Here is an 18,909-nt window from a genome sequence, read left to right as displayed (position 1 = left end):
AATTTAAAAACAAGGGCCAGATGCCCACTGGCTATACGCCAAAAACAATTTCGGTACCGATTAAATGTAATGGCATAGAGGCCAATGCTAATTTGACGGTTCGCTTCCTGGCGGAAGCTTCGGCGGATGAACCGGCGGCGATTAAGACCAGCAACGACGATGTCGGTGTGCAGATTACCGATAACAGCGGCAAGGTGATTGAGCCGAACAGCGGTCTGCTCCCGTTCCAGCTGGATGACAATCTGCAGGCGACGGTGACCTTTCACGCCGCGCCGATTAGCACCACCGGAAACGCCCCGGCAGAGGGAACCTTTTCGGCGACGGCCTATATTCGCGTTGACTTTGCCTGAGGAAAAAAGATGAAACCGGCAACACTATTCTTCCCCCTGTTGATGACCTTCGCGGGCGTGCATAGCGCAAGCGCCGATGATATTGATAGCGGCCAGGTCGAGCTGGATATGACCGGCACTATCGTCGCGGAAAGCTGCGATATCGACACCGCCAGCCAGAACCAGACTATCCATATCGGCGATTTCAGCGCCGGGATATTTCAAAGCGTCGGCGATACCTCGGAGTGGAAGCAGTTTGATATCAAATTAAATAACTGCACCTCGGCGATCAGCCAGTCGACGGTGGCGTTCAGCGGCACGTCGGACGGCAGCGACCCATCGCTGTTAGCCCTCTCCGATACCTCCGGCGGCGGCGGAATGGCCAGCGGCGTGGCGATTGAGCTGCTGGACAGCAGTATGAACACCATTGCGATTAACAGTACCGATAACGGATACCCGATTACCCAGGGAAATAACGATCTGACGTTTCGCCTGCGCTATAAAGCTACCGCGGTGCCGGTTACGCCCGGCAACGCCTCTTCGGTACTCTATTTTGATGTGAGCTATCAATAATGAAAAAGACGATCCTGCTGTTATCGCTATCCTGCTTGTCCTGCTCAGCGCTGGCCCACGACGGCACCGTAAACATTACCGGCACGATCCAGGGAAACACCTGTACCGTGACCACCGATACCGCGAACCAGCAGGTGACCCTGGGCGACATTGCGGCGAAACAGTTTACCGCGGCCGGCAGCGCCTCCCAGCCGGTGGCGTTCACCATCGGGCTGGAAAACTGCGGCAGCGCGGCGTCGGCGGTCTCATTAACCTTTACCGGCGAGGCGGATACGACCAACAGCGCCCTGCTGGCGTTAACCAGCCAGGCGGGCAGCGCCGCGGGCGTCGGGGTGGCGATCTTAGACAGCCAGCGTACGCTGGTGCCGCTGAACAGCACCAGCCGCCAGTATACGCTCGACCCGCAGCAAACCAGCCAGAACCTCACCTTTTACGGTGAGATGGTAGCGACGAGCAGCCCGGTTACCGCCGGCAGCGTTGACGCCACGACCACCTTTAGCCTGACCTATCAGTAGCCTGTCCATGTTGAGAAAAATCGCTGTACTGCTGGCGCTCAGCGCCTTATCCCTTCAGGCGCAGGCGGGCGTGGTGATCGGGGGGACCCGCTTTATTTATAATGAGGGTAAGCCGTCGATATCGTTCCGGGTGATCAATCAATCGCCCTCGCGCTACTTGATTCTGAGCAAAATTGTTGCCGATGGCGACCCGCAGGCGGCGGTGCCTTTTGTGGCGACGCCGCCGGTCTTTGCGCTAAACGGCCATAAAGAAAATGAAATTCGCGTGATGTACACCAGCGGCCAGCTGCCGGCGGACCGCGAAAGTCTGTTTTGGGTCACGGTGGCCAATATCCCTCAGGCCGACAGTCAGCAGCAGAATACCCTGCAGATTGCGGTGCGCAGCCGCATGAAGCTGTTCTATCGCCCGAAAGGCGTACAAGGGGATTCACAGCAGGCTTATCGCCAGCTGACCTGGCGGCGCGAGGGTAAAACGGTAACGGTGCAGAACCCGACGCCGTTTTACGTCACGCTGCTGAATATGCAGGCCAACGGCCAGAGTATCGCCGGGGCCGGGATGGTCGCGCCGCTTTCCAGCCGCTCGGTGGCGTGGTGTCCGGCGCAGGGCGGCTGCGCGCTGCAGTGGCAGACCCTTAACGACTATGGTAGGGCCATGCCGGCCATGCATATTTCGCCCGATGTGCAGGCCAGGAAGGGGCAATAAGATGCAAACAAAACTCGGGGAGGCGCCGGTAACGGCGGCCTCCCGCTGGCTCCTTATGATGCTGGCGCTGATCCTGCTTGGCGTTATGCATATTGTCCTGCCCAGCACCGGCGGCAGCGGCGCTGATTTACCGGAACCGCTGCTGGTCTGGTGCGTGCTGCTGGTCGCGATGGTCGGCTGCGCCTGGTTTTTGCGGCATCAGAGGCTACGCAGCAGCCCGTTCCTGCGCGGCATGGCGCTGGCGGCGTTACTGCTGACGCTGCCCCTGCTCTGGAGCCCCTCCGCCGACTGGCGGCTGGACGCCTTCCCGCGCCTGGCGGGCCTGTGGGCGGGCGTGGCGTTTTATTATCTGCTGCTGAACTGTCGGCTCACGCCGCGTCAGCAGCAGACCGTACTATGGCTGATCGTCGCCGCCACCCTGATTCAGGCGGTCTATGCGCTGGTGGGTATCGGTCATCCGGCGTGGCTGCCGCTGCCGGCGCAGGCGGCGCAGCGCCAGGCCGGTCAGTTCGCGATCGGCGTTTTTCTGCAACGCAACGTCACCGGCTCCTTTATTGCCACCGGCGCCGCGGTGCTGCTGTGGCTGGCGGCCGATGCCCGCTTTGTCTGCCGCAGCGTCGCGAGGGAGAGATATCGTCAGTGGGGAAGCGCGCTCGGGCTCGGGCTGCTCTACGCCACGCTGACCCTGCTGAAATCCCGCACCGGATGGCTGGGCGGCGTGGTCTGCTGGCTGATGATGGTGACCATTTTTTGCTTCTCGCCGTTACGCCGCTCCGCCGCGCGCGGGGCACGCTGGCGTGTCGTACTGGCGCCGGTGGCCGGTGTGCTGCTGGGGCTTGCCCTGCTATCGGTCTCGTTACTCAACGCCCTGCATGAACATGACGGCTCGAATCTTGAGCGGGTTTTTATTCTGCAGCAGACCTGGAAAATGATACTGCAGCATCCGATCGTCGGCTGGGGCTACGGGGGATACGCCTGGTCCTTTGCCCATTTCGTGGCCGATAGCGTCCCGCCGTTGTCCCGCCGGGTCCCGGGGTTAACCTATCCGCATAATGACCTGCTGTTCTGGTGGGTCGAGGGCGGAGCGGTCGCCCTGCTCGGGCTGCTGGTGCTGGGGGTTAGCGGATTCAGGCTACTGCTGCGCCGCCCCGGCGTACGGCAGCTGGCGCTGCTGGCCTGCCTGATGCCCATTTTGCTGCACACGCAGCTGGAGTATCCGCTGTATCAATCGCCGGTACACTGGTTGCTCGTTCTTATCCTGGTCAACCTGGCCGATCGCTGTCCGACCGGCGAACAGGCGCCGCTGTCCGCATTCACCGCGCCCTCCACGCGGCCGGTGCCCTGCGCGCTGATGATCCTGGCCTGCTACGGCGCGCTGCTCACCGGCTGCGCCTTCTGGCAGGGACACTATCTGACCGCTTTTCAGCAGTCGCCGCAGCGTTTTGCCAGCCGCGTACTGCGGCTGCATGACATCGGCATCGGCAGCGAAAGGCTGCGTAAAGATCGGGCGCTCAGCTATATCATCCGCTATCAGTCGAGCGCTAACGTGGAGGATCTGGAGGCTTTCAACCAGCTCGGCAGGCGCTGGATTGCGGTGTGGAACGACGCCGATATGTACAACAATCTTATTAACGTCGAGCGGTATCTTGGGCAACAGCAAAACGCCCGGGCTTTGCGCGAGGAGGCCCGGCGGCTCTATCCTGAGGACCGGCGTTTTTCATCGTAGCCACGATGCCTGTTATGATCCCGGGCTCAGCGTCGCAGAGGCAGCTGAGCCTTTTTACGTATATTGCCGGTCGGGGCTGAAAAAATATTGATTGAATATAATTAGCAGTGTAATTATCTCCTGTGGTTTGAAATTGATTTCAAAAATGCCCAACACAGGAGTGTTACCCCATGGACGCACGTCAATGCACTGCCGCAGCGGCTTTACTTCTCGCCTGCACTTCTTCTTTTTGCTACGCCGGCCATACCGGAAAAGTCCGCTTCATTGGCACGGTTGTGGAGTCGGGATGCTGGAACACGCCCGGCCAAAATGAATTATTCTGTTATCGCGATAAGACCATTTCTCATTATTCCGCGGCGCACGTCAGCAGCGTTTCGCTGGATGTCAGTAATGCGGTGGTGCAAAAAACATTTCTTGATAAACAAAAGCAGCTTGAACAGTTAACGATTAATTACTATTAAGTTTAATGACATTTAAATATCTTCAGCTCATTGGGTTGAAGATATTTATCTCGTCAGAAAATTAAGATGTTAGCAAGAAATTACATAATTTTATTATTCTTACAATCTACGACCACTTTATCGCTGCGAATTTATTGAATCACCACATATTCCTCTATACTATTCCTCATATGTTTTACGCAGAAAAGAAATAATATATGGCTAAGGTGGTTTTATTTCCGCAGATCGCTTCTTCGCTGGAGTGGTTAAAAGGGCATGGCGATACAATTCTTCAGTATGGCTGGAACGTGATTGCCGCTTGTATTCTCTTTTTTATCGGCCGGGTTGTCTCAACCTTATTATCTAAAGGTATCGAGAAAATACTTCTGCGGCGCAGGGTAGATATTACCGTTATCCATTTCTTTGCCGCCCTGGTACGCTATATCACGCTGGCGTTTGCGGCCATCGCCGCGCTTGGCCGCTTAGGCATAGAAACGTCCTCAATTATTGCGGTTATCGGCGCGGCGGGGCTGGCGGTGGGGCTTGCGCTGCAGGGATCGCTATCAAACTTTGCCGCTGGCGTACTGCTAGTCACGCTACGTCCTTTCCGGGCCGGAAACCTGGTGCAGATCGGCGCCATTACCGGAGTGGTGGAATCCGTACATATATTTTCTACCACCTTGCTCACCGCGGATAATAAAGACGTGGTGATCCCGAACGGCAAAATTATCGCCGACAGCATCGTTAACTATTCGCGCCATCCATTTCGGCGTATCGATTTGATGATTAGCGTCGGCTACGATAGCCGGATTGCGGAAGTGAAGCGCGTTATTCTGGCGGTCATCGATGCTGACAGACGCATCGATCGGCAGCGTGACACCACCGTTCGTCTGGCCGAACTTGGCGCCTCGTCACTTAATTTTACCGTGCGCGTGTGGGTGAAAAACACCCATTACTGGGATACCTATTACGATCTGCTGGAGAATATTAAAGAGGCGCTGGACGAACATCATATTACGATTCCTTATCCGCAGATGGATATTCGCGTGGCCGGCACCGTACCAACGTTATCCTGATGGCTGAGATGATATGAATCCGAAAGTGATGGGTTGTATGGCTGTCTGTTTTCTGCTGACGGGCTGCGGCAGCGTCATGGGAAGAACCACTCTGGCGGAGGGCGAAACGTGGTATCCAGGGGTTAAAACGGATATCGCGGTGATCCGCGGTGACAGCGAGTATGATTATAATTATCTTCAGGGCACATTATGGACCCTGGATACGCCGCTGTCGTTTATTGGTGATACGCTGATGCTGCCGGTTGATTATTTCCACGGCCCTTGGTTAATTCACTCTGCAAAATAAAATATATTATAAGATGGTGTTTATTCATTATGAGTTCTATTTTACATGTGGCCGTAATGTCTCCAAATCGTTATTTCTGCCTGGGGCTGAATAGCCTGCATGAACAAAAGGCGATGCCCGCTATTCAGCTGCACTTTTGTCACGACCTGAAGTCCTTAAAAGCATTAATGGAGAGCGTTACGCTCTCCGGCGTGCTAATGGAAACGTTTGGTGAAGGAGAGAACATCTACGATGCGTTTGTTTTTGGCGATTATCTAAAAAGGCAGGCCAGAGACATCGCCGTGTTTGTTTTTCGCTCATTCTGGAGCAATCTTTCTGATTTGCCGCATTATGCGCGCTATCATGTTTCCTCAACTGAAGATGAAATATGGGAATATTTGAAATTAATACTGAGGGGCTATCAGCGAAATAATTATATCTCCCGCTGGGAGACCCTGCTGACCCATAAAGAGTATCAAGTGATCAGAATGCTGTGCTGCGGAAAGCAGTATCATCACATAGGGAAATCACTGGGTATTACGATTAAAACCGTGAGCACGCATAAAATCAAAGCGCTGAAAAAACTCGGCGCGCCCAGCATGTCATCTTTAATTCTACAATTTAAACGCTAATGGTCGCGTACGGCGTAGCAGGCTGCCGTGGCCGGGCGTGCATAGACCATCCGCGGATCCCCGCATGCTGCGTATTTATCGCGCCAGCCAACGCCATCCCGCAGCAATAGCATAATCTCTTATTCTCCCTTCCTGTATTCTGCTTTCCTGTTGATGGTGCTCGTAATATATTCTCGCCTGGTTTTAATAAAAACCCATAATAGGGCTATGAAATTGCGAAGGCTAAACGTGATTCCATGTAACAAAGCAACATGTGAACTGGCTTACATTTTCAACCGCGCTCGCCATTTATAGTGAGCGCCAGTGTTAGGGGGCGTATTCAATCATCATGGCATCCATTAAAGACGTAGCGAAAAGAGCGGGGGTCTCGACGGCGACCGTATCGCGAGTGCTCAACAATCATCCCAGCGTCGTGCCGGAAACGCGGCAGGCGGTGCGTGATGCGATGGATTACCTCTGCTATGTCCCCAGCAAGAGTTCGTTTCAGCTTAGCGGGAAATGTTCAGGGCTGATTGGTGTGGTTTTGCCTAATCTGGTGAATCCTCACTTCTGCGAACTGTTGGCGACGGTAGAAGAAGAGGCCCGGTATATCGGCAAATCGGTGATCGTTAAAACGCATCAGAACCAGCCGCAGCAGGATAAACATATTATTCAGACCTTAGTAGGGATGGGCATTGACAGCTTGCTATGGGTGCCGACAGAAGCTGAAGCCGAACTTTCAGAATGGTTAAGCATTACCCGGATCCCGGTCGCCGTTGTCACCCAGGTGTCCCGGTTCTTTAATTCCGTATCGATTAACCAGGATCGGGGGGCGGAAAGTATTGCGGAACATTTTATTCATACGGGCCATCTTTCATTTGGCTTTGTTGCCCAGGAAGGGGTGGATAGCCGCAAGGTCTCGTCGTACAGCAAAAAAATAGCGAGTCACGGTTTAAAGCTTGCGAAAGATAATTCGTTCTGGATAGCCAAAGGCGAGGGTGAAAAGATATCAGGCCATATTAGTATTCTTGATGACATTATCGAGAAACTCAGCGAGCCGACGCGAACCTGTACATGTCTGTTAGTGTATAACGATATTGCGGCAAACTATATTATCGATGGGCTAAAAGAAAAGAGCATCTCCGTTCCTGAAGATATTGCGATTGCCAGCTTTGATAATACCCTGCTGGCGCAAACTAAAAAAATCACCAGCGTTGCACAGCCGGTAAATGAAATTGCTCACCTCGCGTTTCAGATGGTGAAACATCAACAGCAGCCGGACAGTATTGAAATGCACGAAATTGTCTCGCGGTTAATTATCCGTGAGAGCAGCGTAAAAATTAATATTACTTCCCTGTAAGGGATTTATGTTTAGAAATGGCGCGACAATTTGCGCCATGGGCTCCTTTTAACAAAAAATAGGTATATTTATGTCTGCTACCGCAATGGAAAAGCCAAGCGCTTATGAAAAGCTGGGGCTGAGGGAGAAGATCGGCTACGGCATGGGTGACGCTGGTTCAGGAATGATATGGAGCGTACTGGCGCTCTATCTGACGTGGTTTTATACCGATGTATATGGCCTGAACGCCGGGGTGGTGGGCACATTATTCCTGGTTATCCGCATCTTTGACGCTTTTAGCGATCCGCTGATGGGGGCCATCTGCGACCGCACCGTCTCGCGCTGGGGTAAATTCCGCCCATGGTTATTATGGATGGCGTTTCCGTTTGGTCTGGGCGCGGTACTGATGTTCACGACCCCAGAGCTCAGCATGAACGGCAAGATTATCTATGCCTGGGTTACCTATCTGGTCATGTCGCTGATTTATACCGCGATTAATATTCCCTATTGCTCGGTCGGCGGCGTCATTACGCTCAATCAGAAAGAGCGCATGGGCTGCCTGTCGTGGCGCTTTTTCCTTAATGGCCTGGCAACATTAATTATCTCCTCCTCTATTCTGCCGTTAACGGACTGGCTGGGTAACGGCGATCGTGCGTCCGGTTTCCAGCTAACCATGATCATTATGGGCGGTGCGGCAACGCTGATGTTCCTGTTCTGCTTTTCCAGCATTAAAGAGCGGGTGGTATCGGTTAAGCAAAACGAGTCGTTGAAGAAAGACCTGCGGGATATTATCAAAAACGATCAGTGGCTCTTGATGATCACTATTACCTTCCTGAACGTTTTCCCGGCATTTATCCGCGGCGGCGTCACTATCTATTATGCTACTTACGTCATGAAAGAGTCGGTCGGATTTATTACCTTCTTTATGGCGCTGGGCGTGGCCTGTAATATGCTGGGCAGCGTGCTTGCCAAACCGCTGACCGATCGCTTTGATAAGCTGGCGCTGTTCCGCATTATTAATATTATTCTCGGCATTCTCTCATTTGCGCTGTGGTTTGTTGATCCGCAATCCCTGACCCCGCTGATGACGCTATTCATCATTATTAACGTTCTGCATTTAATTCAGTCTGGTCCCATTTTGTGGGCGATGATGTCCGATGTCGATGACTACGGTGACTGGAAATTTGGTAAACGCCTGACCGGCATCTCCTTCGCGGGAAACCTGTTTATGCTCAAAATGGGGCTGGCGGTCGCCGGCGCTATCGTCGCCTGGATTCTGGCGTTTACCGGCTATGTCGCGAATGAGCCGCAGCAAAATTCGCAGACCATTCAAGGCATTATCATGATGTTCTCACTGCTGCCGATGGTGAGTTATTTCATCAGCGCGTATCTGGTGCGCTACTTCAAGCTGAATAACGCGTTCCTTGAGAAAATCAAAACGGATCTTGCAAAACGTGAGCTGGAAAAAGGTCGCGGTCAACCACAGGAGGTTCAGGATGTCCCTGTCATTTAATATTAAACAAGGTCAGCGCATTGATTTGTGGCTGAAAGCGTCCGAACCGGCGGCGCAACCCCTGTTTTCTATTCGCGTGAACGGTCAGGTTGTATTTAAGATTCAGGAGGCGCCGCGCTACTTCCAGTATTTTACCTGGACCTCGTTTCAGGACGGCGTTGCCACCCTGGAGTGGCTGCCGGAATATAGCGAGATATCGCTTTGTTACACCTGGCATCCGGATTCACTGCGCGCGCGCGGCGTCACCTTTATCGCGACAGCCGGGCAGGATTTGCGCCTGATGAGCGGTCAGGATATTGCTGACGAGTATCTGCGGGAGCCGCTGCGCCCGGCATTGCATTTCTCGCCGCGTACCGGCTGGATGAACGACCCTAACGGGCTGCACTACAAGAACGGCGAGTGGCATCTGTTTTACCAGTATCATCCGCACTCCAGCCAATGGGGCCCCATGCACTGGAATCATGCTGTGAGCCGCGATCTGTATCACTGGCGGCATTATCCGGTTTTCCTCCAGCCGGAGCAGAATCTTTCCGCGCTGGGCGCGACGGGCGGCGCGTTTTCCGGCAGCGCGTATATTGATAAACAAGGAAAAACCCGCTTCTGGTATACCGAACGGCTCCCGGCTTACGATCTGTATCGCGGCTACCGGGAAGTGCAGAAAATGGCCGTTGCGCACGACGACTACGATAAGCCGGAATGGGTGAAAACCGTCTTAACCGACCTGCCTGCGGGCGTGGACTGCGATTTCCGCGATCCAAAAGTGTGGTACGAAGAGGCCGATGCCACCTTTTATATGATCCTCGGCGCCTCGGTAAACGGCGATCCGGCGATGCTGCTCTTTCACTCTGCGGATAGTGAACGCTGGACGTTCCATCATGTGCTGTATGTCGCTCCCGGCTATTTTCGCGAAAACGGCGGTCGCTGCGTCGAATGCCCGGATTTCTTCTGCCTGGATGGCGTATGGGTATTAATTATCGGCGTCGTTGGCTACAAGGAGCCGACAACCGGGCGGCATAATTTGCTTTTTGCCCAGACCGGTACTTTCCGGAACGGTTATTTCACGCCGTCCGAGCAGCCGCTACAGACTTTAGATTTCGGTACGGATTTCTACGCCCTGCAAACCTGGGGCGAGGACGACCGAAGAATCGGCTTTGCCTGGTTATATAACTGGGCGACGCAGAAACCGGTGGATTCCGCTTACTCGGGGGAAATGTCGCTCCCGCGTCGCTTTCATCTCAATGCGCAGCAGCGGCTATGCATGATGCCGGAGCTGCCGCCGGAATCATTGGTCGTCAGCCGCCATGCGCTGGATGACGGTGATATCTGGGTTAATGAGAAAGGCTGTAAAGCCGGCATTGTAACCTTTATGCCTGCCGGTGGTTTCCGTTTGACGTTAACGGGCGATAGCGGCCAGCAAATCATCCTCGAACAGGAGGGTAAAAATCTGACGCTATATGAAAAAGGCCGGGACGATGGGCGTTACCGCGCGCCGGTAGCCAGCGTCAGCGACGTCACGCTGTGTTTTGATGCCGGGATTGTTGAGGTCTTCGCAAATCAGGGCAGCGTATGCGGTACGCGACGCTATTACTCATGCAGTCAGCTCACCCGGATCCAGCTCTCCGGCGCGCCGGCACAGCTTACGCAATATCGCTCGACGTATTCGCAGGAATAAGCAAAGTCAAATTTAAGCGTTGATGTTCGATTTCTTATTATCATTAGAGGCGGTTTTTCATGGTACGTAAAAATTATTATGATGTTACGCAGTGGCACGTTGGCAATCCGTATGAGGATATTGGCGAAGTCATTAACAGTATTCTCGCCGATATTAAATCGCGACAAACGGAAATCGATATTAACGACGGGGGTAAACCGGGCGCCGCGATTTATATTCCGCCCGGCGATTATCATCTGAAGACGCAGGTCTTAATTGATATCAGTTATTTAAAAATTATGGGTTCCGGGCATGGTTTTGTCTCCTCGAGCATTCGCTTTAATACGCCGGCGGACGAGTGGGCGAATTTGCACGATATATGGCCGGGCGGGAGCCGTATTCTGGTCGATCTCTGCCCGCAGCCCGGCGATGAAGAACACGCTGGCGCTGCATTTTACGTGAAACGCAGCGGGGCGCCGCGTATCAGTTCGGTGGCGTTCGAAAACTTCTGTATTGATGGTTTGCACTTTGTTGATGATGGGCTGGGAAACAACGACCCGGAAAATAGCTATACGAACGGCAAAACCGGGATTTATATCGCCAGCGCGCAGGATGCTTTCCGCATTACCGGGATGGGATTTATCTATCTGGAGCATGGCCTCACCGCGTACAATAGCGATGCAATGGCGATCCATAATAACTTTATCGCCGAATGCGGTAACTGTATCGAGCTGCGTGGCGCCGGGCAGGCTTCAAAAATAACCGATAACCTGATTGGCGCGGGCTATAAAGGCTATTCTATTTATGCCGAAAATTTTGGTGGGCTATTAATTTCTACCAACAATATCTTCCCGCGCGGCGCAAGCAGCGTTCACTTATCGGGCGTGGTCCGCTCTAGCATCACCAGCAATCGATTCCATTCATTTTATCCGGGAATGCTCGTTCTCGAGAACAACTGTGCGGAGAATCTGATCTCGGCAAACCATTTCTTGCGCGATCGTGAACCCTGGCCGCCGATGCAGGCCTATGACAACGGCCTGGATGATGCCTATGGCTTGCTGCATATAAACGGCAGTAATAATTCGGTTATTGCCAATCATATTTCCGAAACGATTGATGTCCAGTATCTCAAGCCGCAGGGAATAAAACCGGTCATCATCCGCCTTGTTTCCGGCAAAGGGAATTATATTGCGAATAACCATATCGTGGCGACCACGGAGACGTCAGCGGCGCAGGCGCAGCCCTCCGAAGAGGATGCCTGCTTTGCGGCGCAGGTCAGCGCTTTGCTGACGACGGCCAGGTTAAAAGAACTCGATGCGGTCGCCGTGCAGGTAGAAAAAGAATCCGCGCAAAACACGATACTTGATAGCGGCAGTGACGCACAGGTGGTCATAGACCGAGCGCGTAATGCCTTCAGGGCGACACCGGTTGCTGGAAATTAATATTCACTCTGTTTGTTAATCTGTATAGCGAATGACGTTATTTAAGGAGGCAGATTACACGTTATTTCATTCATTCTTCTGCTAAATAAAAATCAAAATATAAAAGGTGAATATTTTTATTCACCTTATCCCACCTTTTACCTCTGGGAAAATAAAAATGAATAAAACAACATTATCAATAGCGCTAGGCTTGTGTTTAATAACGGGATCGGCGGTCGGGAAAAATAATCAACTGACGCTGGAACAACGAATGGAACAGCTTGAAGCGCGGCTTGCCGCCGCGGAAAGCCGGGCGACGGTAGCGGAAGGCCAGGTGCGGGATTTACAGGCGAAGCAGAATGCCGCGATTCAGGCGGCGCAAACCCGTGTGCCGGTAAACAGCGCGGCGGCAACCGCGGAGAGTAAAAAGAATCTTAGCGTCCCGGAGCTGAAATTATCCGGCTATGGCGATCTGAAAATCTACGGCGACGTGGAGTTCAACATGGACGCGGAAAGCAAACACGGCCTGCTGGCGATGACCAACGCCGATGTCGGCAGCGATCCCACCTACGATAAGTGGGATTTAAACGGCCGTATCCTGCTCGGCTTCGACGGTATCCGCAAAACGGATAACGGCTATTTTGCCGGTTTCTCTGTCCAGCCGCTGGCGGATATGACCGGCTCGATGAACCTCGACGACGCGGTATTCTTCTTTGGTCAGGAGAACGACTGGAAGGTGAAAGTGGGGCGCTTTGAAGCGTACGACATGTTCCCGCTGAATCAGGACACCTTCGTCGAGCACTCCGGTAATACCGCCAACGACCTCTACAGCGACGGCCATGGCTATATCTATATGATGAAAGAGGGTCGCGGCCGCTCTGACGCAGGCGGCAACTTCCTGCTGAGCAAGCAGCTTGATAACTGGTATTTTGAGCTCAACACCCTGCTGGAAGACGGTACGTCGCTGTACGACAACGATGGCTACCATGGTCGCGATATGGAGCAGAAAAAGAACGTCGCCTATTTGCGTCCGGTGGTGTCATGGGCGAAAGACGAATTTTCCGTTGCCGCGGCCATGGAAGCGAACGTGGTGCAGAACGCCTACGGCTATAAAGATGCCCAGGGCAACTTTATCGATCAGTCGGGGCGCACCGGCTATGGCCTGACCATGACCTGGAACGGCCTGAAGCGCGACCCGGAGGACGGGGTGGTGATGAATCTGAATACCGCTTATATGGACGCCAGCAACGAACAGGATTTTACCGCCGGGGTGAACGCGCTGTGGCGGCGCTTCGAGCTGGGATATATCTACGCGCATAACAAAATCAGCGATTATGCCGGGGTGATTTGCGAGAACGACTGCTGGATTAAGGATGAAGGCACCTACAATATTCATACCTTCCACGCGTCGTATCAAATTCCGAACGTGATGAATATGCAGAACTTTAATATCTATCTCGGCGCCTATTACTCCATTCTCGACAGCGACGAGAAGCTGAGCCTGGGGGATGATGACGATCGCTACGGCGCGCGGGTGCGCTTTAAGTACTTCTTCTAAGCGCTTGAAACGGCTGCCCCGCTCAGCACAACGGGGCAGCCATAGTTTTACTCCAGATAAAACACCTCTTTAAGCTCCGCGCTTACCGGACTGTTGTCCGGATTGGCAGGCATCACATCGCGCATATGCTGCCACCAGCGCTGGCACACCTCGGTCCCGGCGACGGCGTCCCAGCGCGCTTCGGATTCAATCTCCACCGTGGCGAACAGCAGATGGCGCTCTTTATCGAGATAAATCGCGTAGTGGTGCGCGCCGTGGGCTTTCAGCACCGCTTCCAGTTCCGGCCAGATGGGGTTATGACGGCGCTGATACTCTTCATGCGCGTCCGGGTTTACCTGCATCACGAAAGCTTTGCGGATCATAATGCCTCCAGATAGAGTTCGCGGACTTCATCGCGGCTGGCGGTGCGCGGATTGCACGGTGCGCACGGGTCGGCCAGCGCTTTATCCAGCCAGCCTTCAATATCGGCTTTGCTGACGCCAAGCTGGCTGAAGCCTTGCGGAATGCCGACGCGTTTGCTTAGCGCGCGGATGGCGTTGATGGCCTCCATGCTGGCCGCTTCATCGCTCATACCGCGAGTATCGACGCCCATCGCCTGCGCCACGCGCGCGAAGCGGGCAACCGCGTTCGGGCGATTAAAGTTTTCGATGATCGGCAGCAGGATGGCGTTGCACACGCCGTGCGGCAGGTTGTGGGTAGCGCCCGGCTGATGAGCCAGCGCATGCACCAGGCCAAGACCGGCGCTGTTAAACGCCATGCCCGCCAGATACTGGCCAAACGCCATCTGCTCGCGGGCTTCAAGATTGTGTCCGTCGTCCACGGCTTGCGGCAGCCATTGGTTGATCAGGCGAATCGCTTCCAGGGCATTGGCATCGGTCAGCGGGTGCGCGCCAACGGAAACAAAGGCTTCAATGGCGTGGGTCAGCGCGTCCATGCCGGTGGCGGCGGTAATGGACGGCGGGATATCCAGCATCACGCTGGCGTCATCGACGGCGATATCGGGAATGATATTGGGGTCGATAATCACCTCTTTTACCTGGCGCTCGGCGTCGATAATAACCGCGTTGCTGGTCATCTCCGCCGCGGTGCCGGCGGTCGTGTTGATGGCCACCAGCGGCACGCCGGCGTTTTTCACTTTGCCGACGCCGGAATAGGCGGTCGATGGCCCCGGGTTGGCGGTGAGGATTTTTATCGCTTTGGCGGTATCAATCGGGCTGCCGCCGCCGAAGGCGATAAGGTAATCACATCCGGCCTCCCGATACTCCGCGTAGCCTTTTTGCACCAGCGCTTCCGTTGGGTTAGGGAACACCTCGTCAAACAGATGGTAAGACATCTGCTGTTCATCCAGGGCGGTAAACAGGCTGTCGAGCAGCCCCAGCTTCACCAGCTGGCCGTCGGTGACGATCAGCGCTTTGCCCCAGCGTTTACCCGCCACCAGCTTGACCATATCGCCGATTGCGCCCGCGCCATGGAGGCTGATTTTGGGCAGTGCCAACATAAAACTCATGATAATTCTCCTTAATGTTGATTTGGGTAATCCGTTTCCCTTCACCCGCCCCCGGGTCGCGGCTGGCGCCTTACCCGGGCTACACGTACCGGTCAGATTAGGGGGAAGGGGAAATTAAATTCGTCTTCGCTGCATCATCCGCCGGGTAATAATCGGCAGCGAGATCACCACGATCAGCATCGCGCCGATGATGATCGACATCACGATCCCCGGCACGTTGAGCAGGCTCAGGCCAAACGTCACCAGCCCCATCAGGAAGGCGGCGATAATCACCCCCACCATGCTGCCGGAGCCGCCGAGAATATTGACGCCGCCGAGCACCGCCATCGTGACGACCGCCAGCTCCCAGCCCATCGCCAGCGTCGGGCGGGTGCTGCCGAGCCTCGAGGTCAGCAGGACCGCCGCCAGCCCGGCCATCAGCCCGACCAGCGCGAACAGCACCAGATTGTGGCGCTTGACGTTGATCCCGGAGAACCAGGCTCCGGTCGGGTTATTGCCGATGGCGTAGGTCCGGCGGCCAAAGTTGGTTTTATGCAGCAGGAAGGTAAAGGCGGCGGCGAGGAGGATAAACAGCGCGAACTCAAAAGAGAGCGCTCCCCACACGTAGCCCTGGCCGAACCAGGCGAAGCTGTCCGGGTAGTGATTGAGCGCCTTGTCGCCCAGCAGAATGTAGGTTATTCCGCGATACAGGCTCATGGTGCCGATGGTGATCACAATCGACGACAGGTTAAAGCGCGTCACCAGGATACCGTTGAACAGGCCGCACAGCAGCCCCACGCCCAGCCCGACGGCCACCAGCAGCGGCGTATCCATACCCGCCGCCGCGCAGAAGCCCATCGCCGTTGAGCTCAGCGCCATCGTCGAGGCTACCGAAAGGTCGATCTCTCTGGCGATAATCAGCATCGCCATCGGCAGCACGATGATCGCTTTTTCCGTAAAGTTAAACGTGGCGTCCGACAGGTTCCAGATATTAAGGAACCAGGGTGACGCCAGGGCGTTAACCACGAATACCGCCAGGGTTACCGCCAGCAGAAACCCTTCCCAGCACAGCAAGCGGCGCAGCGGCGACGGCGCGGCCGGGGCGCTTTTCATCTCTTCAGACATCATTATTTTGCTCATGATTTCACCGCCTGTTTCTGCCGCGCCAGCGCCGCGTTGCGCAGGATTAACCGCCCGCCACCTTTATTACCGCGTTCGTTAAGCAGCACCGCAATGACGATCACCGCGCCGGAAATGGCCATTTGCCAGAACGGCGAAATGCCAATCACCGGCAGCGCGTTATTGATAACGCCGAGGAACAGCGCGCCGCACAGGCAGCCGAGCACGCGACCGGTTCCGCCCATGGTGCTGATGCCGCCGATGACGCAGGCGGCGACCACCTGCAGTTCAAAACCGTTGGCGACATCGACATAGGCGACGGCGAAGCGCGAGATCCACAGATAGCCGCAGAACCCGGCCAGCGCGCCGGAGAGGCAGAAGCTGACAAACTGCATTTTCCCGGCGTTAATCCCGGTGTAGTACGCCGCCGTCGCGTTGCCGCCCGCGGTGTACAAGGCCCGGCCGGTGCGGCTGTAGCGGAGGAAATAGCCCACCAGCAGCAGCGCGGCGATGGCGCACCAGCTCAGCAGCGGCAGCCCCAGCAGCGAGGCGCGCGGCAGGCCGAGAAAATCGGCGCTCATCTGGTGTGAGTTGACCCAGCCGCCGTTGGAAAGCAGAAAGATAATCCCGCGATAAATACTCATGGTGCCCAGCGTGACCACGATGGCCGGAATGCCGAGCCGCCAGACCAGCAGGCCGTTAATCATCCCCATCAGCAGGCCAAGCAGGGTCGCCAGCGCCAGCAGCGCCGCCACCGGGATACCCGGATAGTGGGCGTTGAGCAGCGCGACGATCATCCCGGTCAGCGCCAGATTGGCGGCCATCGACAGATCGATGCCTTTGGTGAGCAGCACCATCATCTGGCCGAGGGCGAGGACGATCAGAATGGCGGTGTCGTTAAACATCTCCACCAGATTGCCCGGCGAGACGAACGACGGCGCCCGGCTGCCGATAGCGCCGATCAGCAAAACGATCACCGCCGCCAGCAGCGCTTCGCGGTGTTTAAGCAGTTGTTTACCCATTACGCTGCCTCCCGACCGGCGCCGCTGGCGGCGCTGACGATGGTTTCCGCCGTCGCTTCACCGGCGCGATACTCGGCCACCATCAGCCCTTCGTGCATCACGATAATCCGGTCGGCCATGCCCATCACTTCCGGCAGCTCCGAAGAGACCATAATGACCGCCAGCCCCTGGCTGACCAGCTCGGACATAAACTGGTGCACCGCCGCTTTGGAGCCGATATCGATGCCTTTAGTCGGTTCGTCGAGGATAATCACCTCGGGATGGGTCGCCAGCCATTTGCCGATCACCACTTTTTGCTGATTGCCGCCGGAAAGGGTTTCCACCGCCTGCCGCCAGCTAAAGGCCTTAACCTGCAGGCGCGAGGCGTACTCGTCCGCCAGCCGCCATTCGCGGGCGTCGTTAAGCACGCCGCCGGGGTTCAGTTTGCTGAGCTGCGGCAGGCTGATGTTCTGGGCGATCGGCAGGGCGATAATTGCTCCCTGCTTCTGCCGCTCTTCCGGCACGCAGACGATACCGGCGCCGATCGCGTCGGCCGGCTGGCGAAAGCGCATCGGTTTCCCCTTCAGCACGATATCGCCGGAAGAGGGATGCGAGACTCCGGAGAGCGCCTGCATCAGCTCGGTGCGCCCGGCGCCCACCAGCCCGTAAAAGCCAAGAATCTCCCCTTTGCGCAGGCTGAAGCTGATATGGGCGAACTCGGTGGGGTGGCAGAGGTCTTTCACCTCCAGCACCGTTTCCCCTGGGATACAATCGACTTTCGGGTAGGTTTGGGTAATCGCGCGGCCCACCATCATCGCCACCATCCGCTCTTCGGTGATGTCGTTGATCGCACCGGAGCTGACGTACACGCCGTCGCGCAGAATGGTGTAGTAGTCCGCCAGCTCGAAAATCTCATCGAACTTATGCGAGATAAACAGGATCGCTTTGCCGTCCTGCTTCAGGCGCTCAACGATCTGATAGAACTCCAGAATTTCATGCTGCGAGAGCGCGGCGGTCGGCTCATCGAGGATTACCACCTGAGCTTCAAAGGAGAGCGCCCGGGCGATGGCGACCATATGGCGCTGGGCGATACTGAGGGTTTTCAGCGTCGCGCGCGGGTCAATCTGTACCTCGAGGCGGGTGAGAATTTCGCTGGCTTTGCGGTGCATGGCGGGCCAGTCGAGCTTCTTCAGCAGGCCGCGATGCAGATACTGGCCGACGAAGATATTTTCGGTGACCGAGAGTTCGTCGAACAGCACGGTTTCCTGATGAATCGCGGTGATCCCGACCTTATGCGCCGACTCCGGATTCGGTAGTTGGATAGGGATCGCTTTATAGAGAATCTCGCCCTCTTCGGGCTGATAAATACCGGTCATCACTTTGACCAGCGTCGATTTCCCCGCGCCGTTTTCGCCGATTAAAGCGGTCACTTTGCCGGGCCAGAGATCGAGCTGTACGTTTTCAAGAGCGCGCACACCGGGAAAAATCTTGGTGATGCCCTTTAGCGACAGCAGTGGGGTGGATGCTGACATGATAGTTCTCCGTAAAATCACCCCTCACCCTAACCCTCTCCCCAAAGGGGC

At 55.4% G+C, this 18,909-nt stretch carries 19 protein-coding genes; 14 read left to right on the top strand and 5 right to left on the bottom strand.

What is annotated here, in order from left to right:
- The 14 genes from FQK12_RS22805 to FQK12_RS22740 all read left to right on the top strand — a co-directional run.
- Window positions 1-350: fimbrial protein (locus tag FQK12_RS22805; RefSeq protein WP_186711211.1), on the top strand; the 350-nt coding region annotated here is incomplete at its 5' end.
- A 9-nt stretch (window positions 351-359) separates the two neighbouring features.
- Window positions 360-902 (top strand): fimbrial protein, encoded by a 543-nt coding sequence (locus FQK12_RS22800; protein ID WP_014227400.1) that lies wholly within the window; start codon window positions 360-362, stop codon window positions 900-902.
- The gene (locus FQK12_RS22795; protein ID WP_014227401.1) at window positions 902-1,417 is read left to right on the top strand and encodes a fimbrial protein; all 516 of its coding nucleotides are present in this window, start codon (window positions 902-904) and stop codon (window positions 1,415-1,417) included. The genes FQK12_RS22800 and FQK12_RS22795 overlap by 1 nt, the downstream gene beginning before the upstream one ends.
- 7 nt (window positions 1,418-1,424) lie before the next feature.
- Window positions 1,425-2,120, top strand: a complete 696-nt coding sequence (locus FQK12_RS22790; protein ID WP_014227402.1) for a molecular chaperone — start codon at window positions 1,425-1,427, stop codon at window positions 2,118-2,120.
- A 1-nt stretch (window position 2,121) separates the two neighbouring features.
- Window positions 2,122-3,846, top strand: a complete 1,725-nt coding sequence (locus FQK12_RS22785) for a PglL family O-oligosaccharyltransferase (RefSeq protein WP_014227403.1) — start codon at window positions 2,122-2,124, stop codon at window positions 3,844-3,846.
- Window positions 3,847-4,016: 170 nt separating this feature from the next.
- On the top strand, window positions 4,017-4,307 hold the full coding sequence (locus FQK12_RS22780; protein ID WP_014227404.1) for a hypothetical protein: 291 nt from the start codon (window positions 4,017-4,019) through the stop codon (window positions 4,305-4,307).
- A 197-nt stretch (window positions 4,308-4,504) separates the two neighbouring features.
- Window positions 4,505-5,362: a small-conductance mechanosensitive channel MscS gene (gene mscS, locus FQK12_RS22775; RefSeq protein WP_014227405.1), complete on the top strand. Its 858-nt coding sequence runs from the start codon at window positions 4,505-4,507 to the stop codon at window positions 5,360-5,362.
- 13 nt (window positions 5,363-5,375) lie between these two features.
- Window positions 5,376-5,648 carry a YceK/YidQ family lipoprotein gene (locus FQK12_RS22770; RefSeq protein WP_014227406.1) on the top strand — a complete coding sequence of 91 codons (273 nt, stop codon included), beginning with the start codon at window positions 5,376-5,378 and terminating at the stop codon, window positions 5,646-5,648.
- 29 nt (window positions 5,649-5,677) lie between these two features.
- Window positions 5,678-6,259, top strand: coding sequence for a helix-turn-helix transcriptional regulator (locus FQK12_RS22765; protein WP_032693292.1), 582 nt, complete (start codon window positions 5,678-5,680; stop codon window positions 6,257-6,259).
- Between the two features lie 328 nt (window positions 6,260-6,587).
- On the top strand, window positions 6,588-7,598 hold the full coding sequence (locus tag FQK12_RS22760; protein ID WP_014227408.1) for a LacI family DNA-binding transcriptional regulator: 1,011 nt from the start codon (window positions 6,588-6,590) through the stop codon (window positions 7,596-7,598).
- Window positions 7,599-7,668: 70 nt separating this feature from the next.
- Window positions 7,669-9,090 carry a glycoside-pentoside-hexuronide (GPH):cation symporter gene (locus tag FQK12_RS22755; protein ID WP_014837032.1) on the top strand — a complete coding sequence of 474 codons (1,422 nt, stop codon included), beginning with the start codon at window positions 7,669-7,671 and terminating at the stop codon, window positions 9,088-9,090.
- Window positions 9,074-10,762 carry a glycoside hydrolase family 32 protein gene (locus FQK12_RS22750; protein ID WP_014227410.1) on the top strand — a complete coding sequence of 563 codons (1,689 nt, stop codon included), beginning with the start codon at window positions 9,074-9,076 and terminating at the stop codon, window positions 10,760-10,762. Before FQK12_RS22755 ends, FQK12_RS22750 begins: the two co-directional genes overlap by 17 nt.
- Window positions 10,763-10,821: 59 nt before the next feature.
- Window positions 10,822-12,183: a NosD domain-containing protein gene (locus FQK12_RS22745; protein ID WP_014227411.1), complete on the top strand. Its 1,362-nt coding sequence runs from the start codon at window positions 10,822-10,824 to the stop codon at window positions 12,181-12,183.
- Between the two features lie 157 nt (window positions 12,184-12,340).
- Window positions 12,341-13,720, top strand: coding sequence for a carbohydrate porin (locus tag FQK12_RS22740; protein ID WP_038422909.1), 1,380 nt, complete (start codon window positions 12,341-12,343; stop codon window positions 13,718-13,720).
- Window positions 13,721-13,767: 47 nt separating this feature from the next.
- Here the strand turns inward: FQK12_RS22740 and rhaM are convergent, their stop codons facing one another.
- The 5 genes from rhaM to FQK12_RS22715 all read right to left on the bottom strand — a co-directional run bounded on the left by rhaM (window position 13,768) and on the right by FQK12_RS22715 (window position 18,858).
- Window positions 13,768-14,082, bottom strand: a complete 315-nt coding sequence (gene rhaM, locus FQK12_RS22735) for an L-rhamnose mutarotase (RefSeq protein ID WP_014227413.1) — start codon at window positions 14,080-14,082, stop codon at window positions 13,768-13,770.
- Window positions 14,079-15,227: a lactaldehyde reductase gene (fucO, locus tag FQK12_RS22730; RefSeq protein ID WP_014227414.1), complete on the bottom strand. Its 1,149-nt coding sequence runs from the start codon at window positions 15,225-15,227 to the stop codon at window positions 14,079-14,081. The genes rhaM and fucO overlap by 4 nt, the downstream gene beginning before the upstream one ends.
- Before the next feature lie 114 nt (window positions 15,228-15,341).
- A complete protein-coding gene (locus FQK12_RS22725; protein WP_014227415.1) occupies window positions 15,342-16,346 on the bottom strand; it encodes an ABC transporter permease in 1,005 nt (334 codons plus the stop codon).
- Entirely contained in the window at window positions 16,343-17,347 is a 1,005-nt protein-coding gene (locus FQK12_RS22720; RefSeq protein ID WP_014227416.1) for an ABC transporter permease, read from the bottom strand. Before FQK12_RS22720 ends, FQK12_RS22725 begins: the two co-directional genes overlap by 4 nt.
- Window positions 17,347-18,858, bottom strand: coding sequence for a sugar ABC transporter ATP-binding protein (locus tag FQK12_RS22715; RefSeq protein WP_014227417.1), 1,512 nt, complete (start codon window positions 18,856-18,858; stop codon window positions 17,347-17,349). Before FQK12_RS22715 ends, FQK12_RS22720 begins: the two co-directional genes overlap by 1 nt.
- Window positions 18,859-18,909: the final 51 nt, after the last annotated feature.

This window comes from Klebsiella sp. ME-303 (assembly GCF_007910085.1).
Classification (GTDB): domain Bacteria; phylum Pseudomonadota; class Gammaproteobacteria; order Enterobacterales; family Enterobacteriaceae; genus Klebsiella; species Klebsiella michiganensis.
The sequence above is the reverse complement of the archived record's forward strand: the minus strand, read 5'-3'. Positions and strand labels throughout refer to the sequence as shown.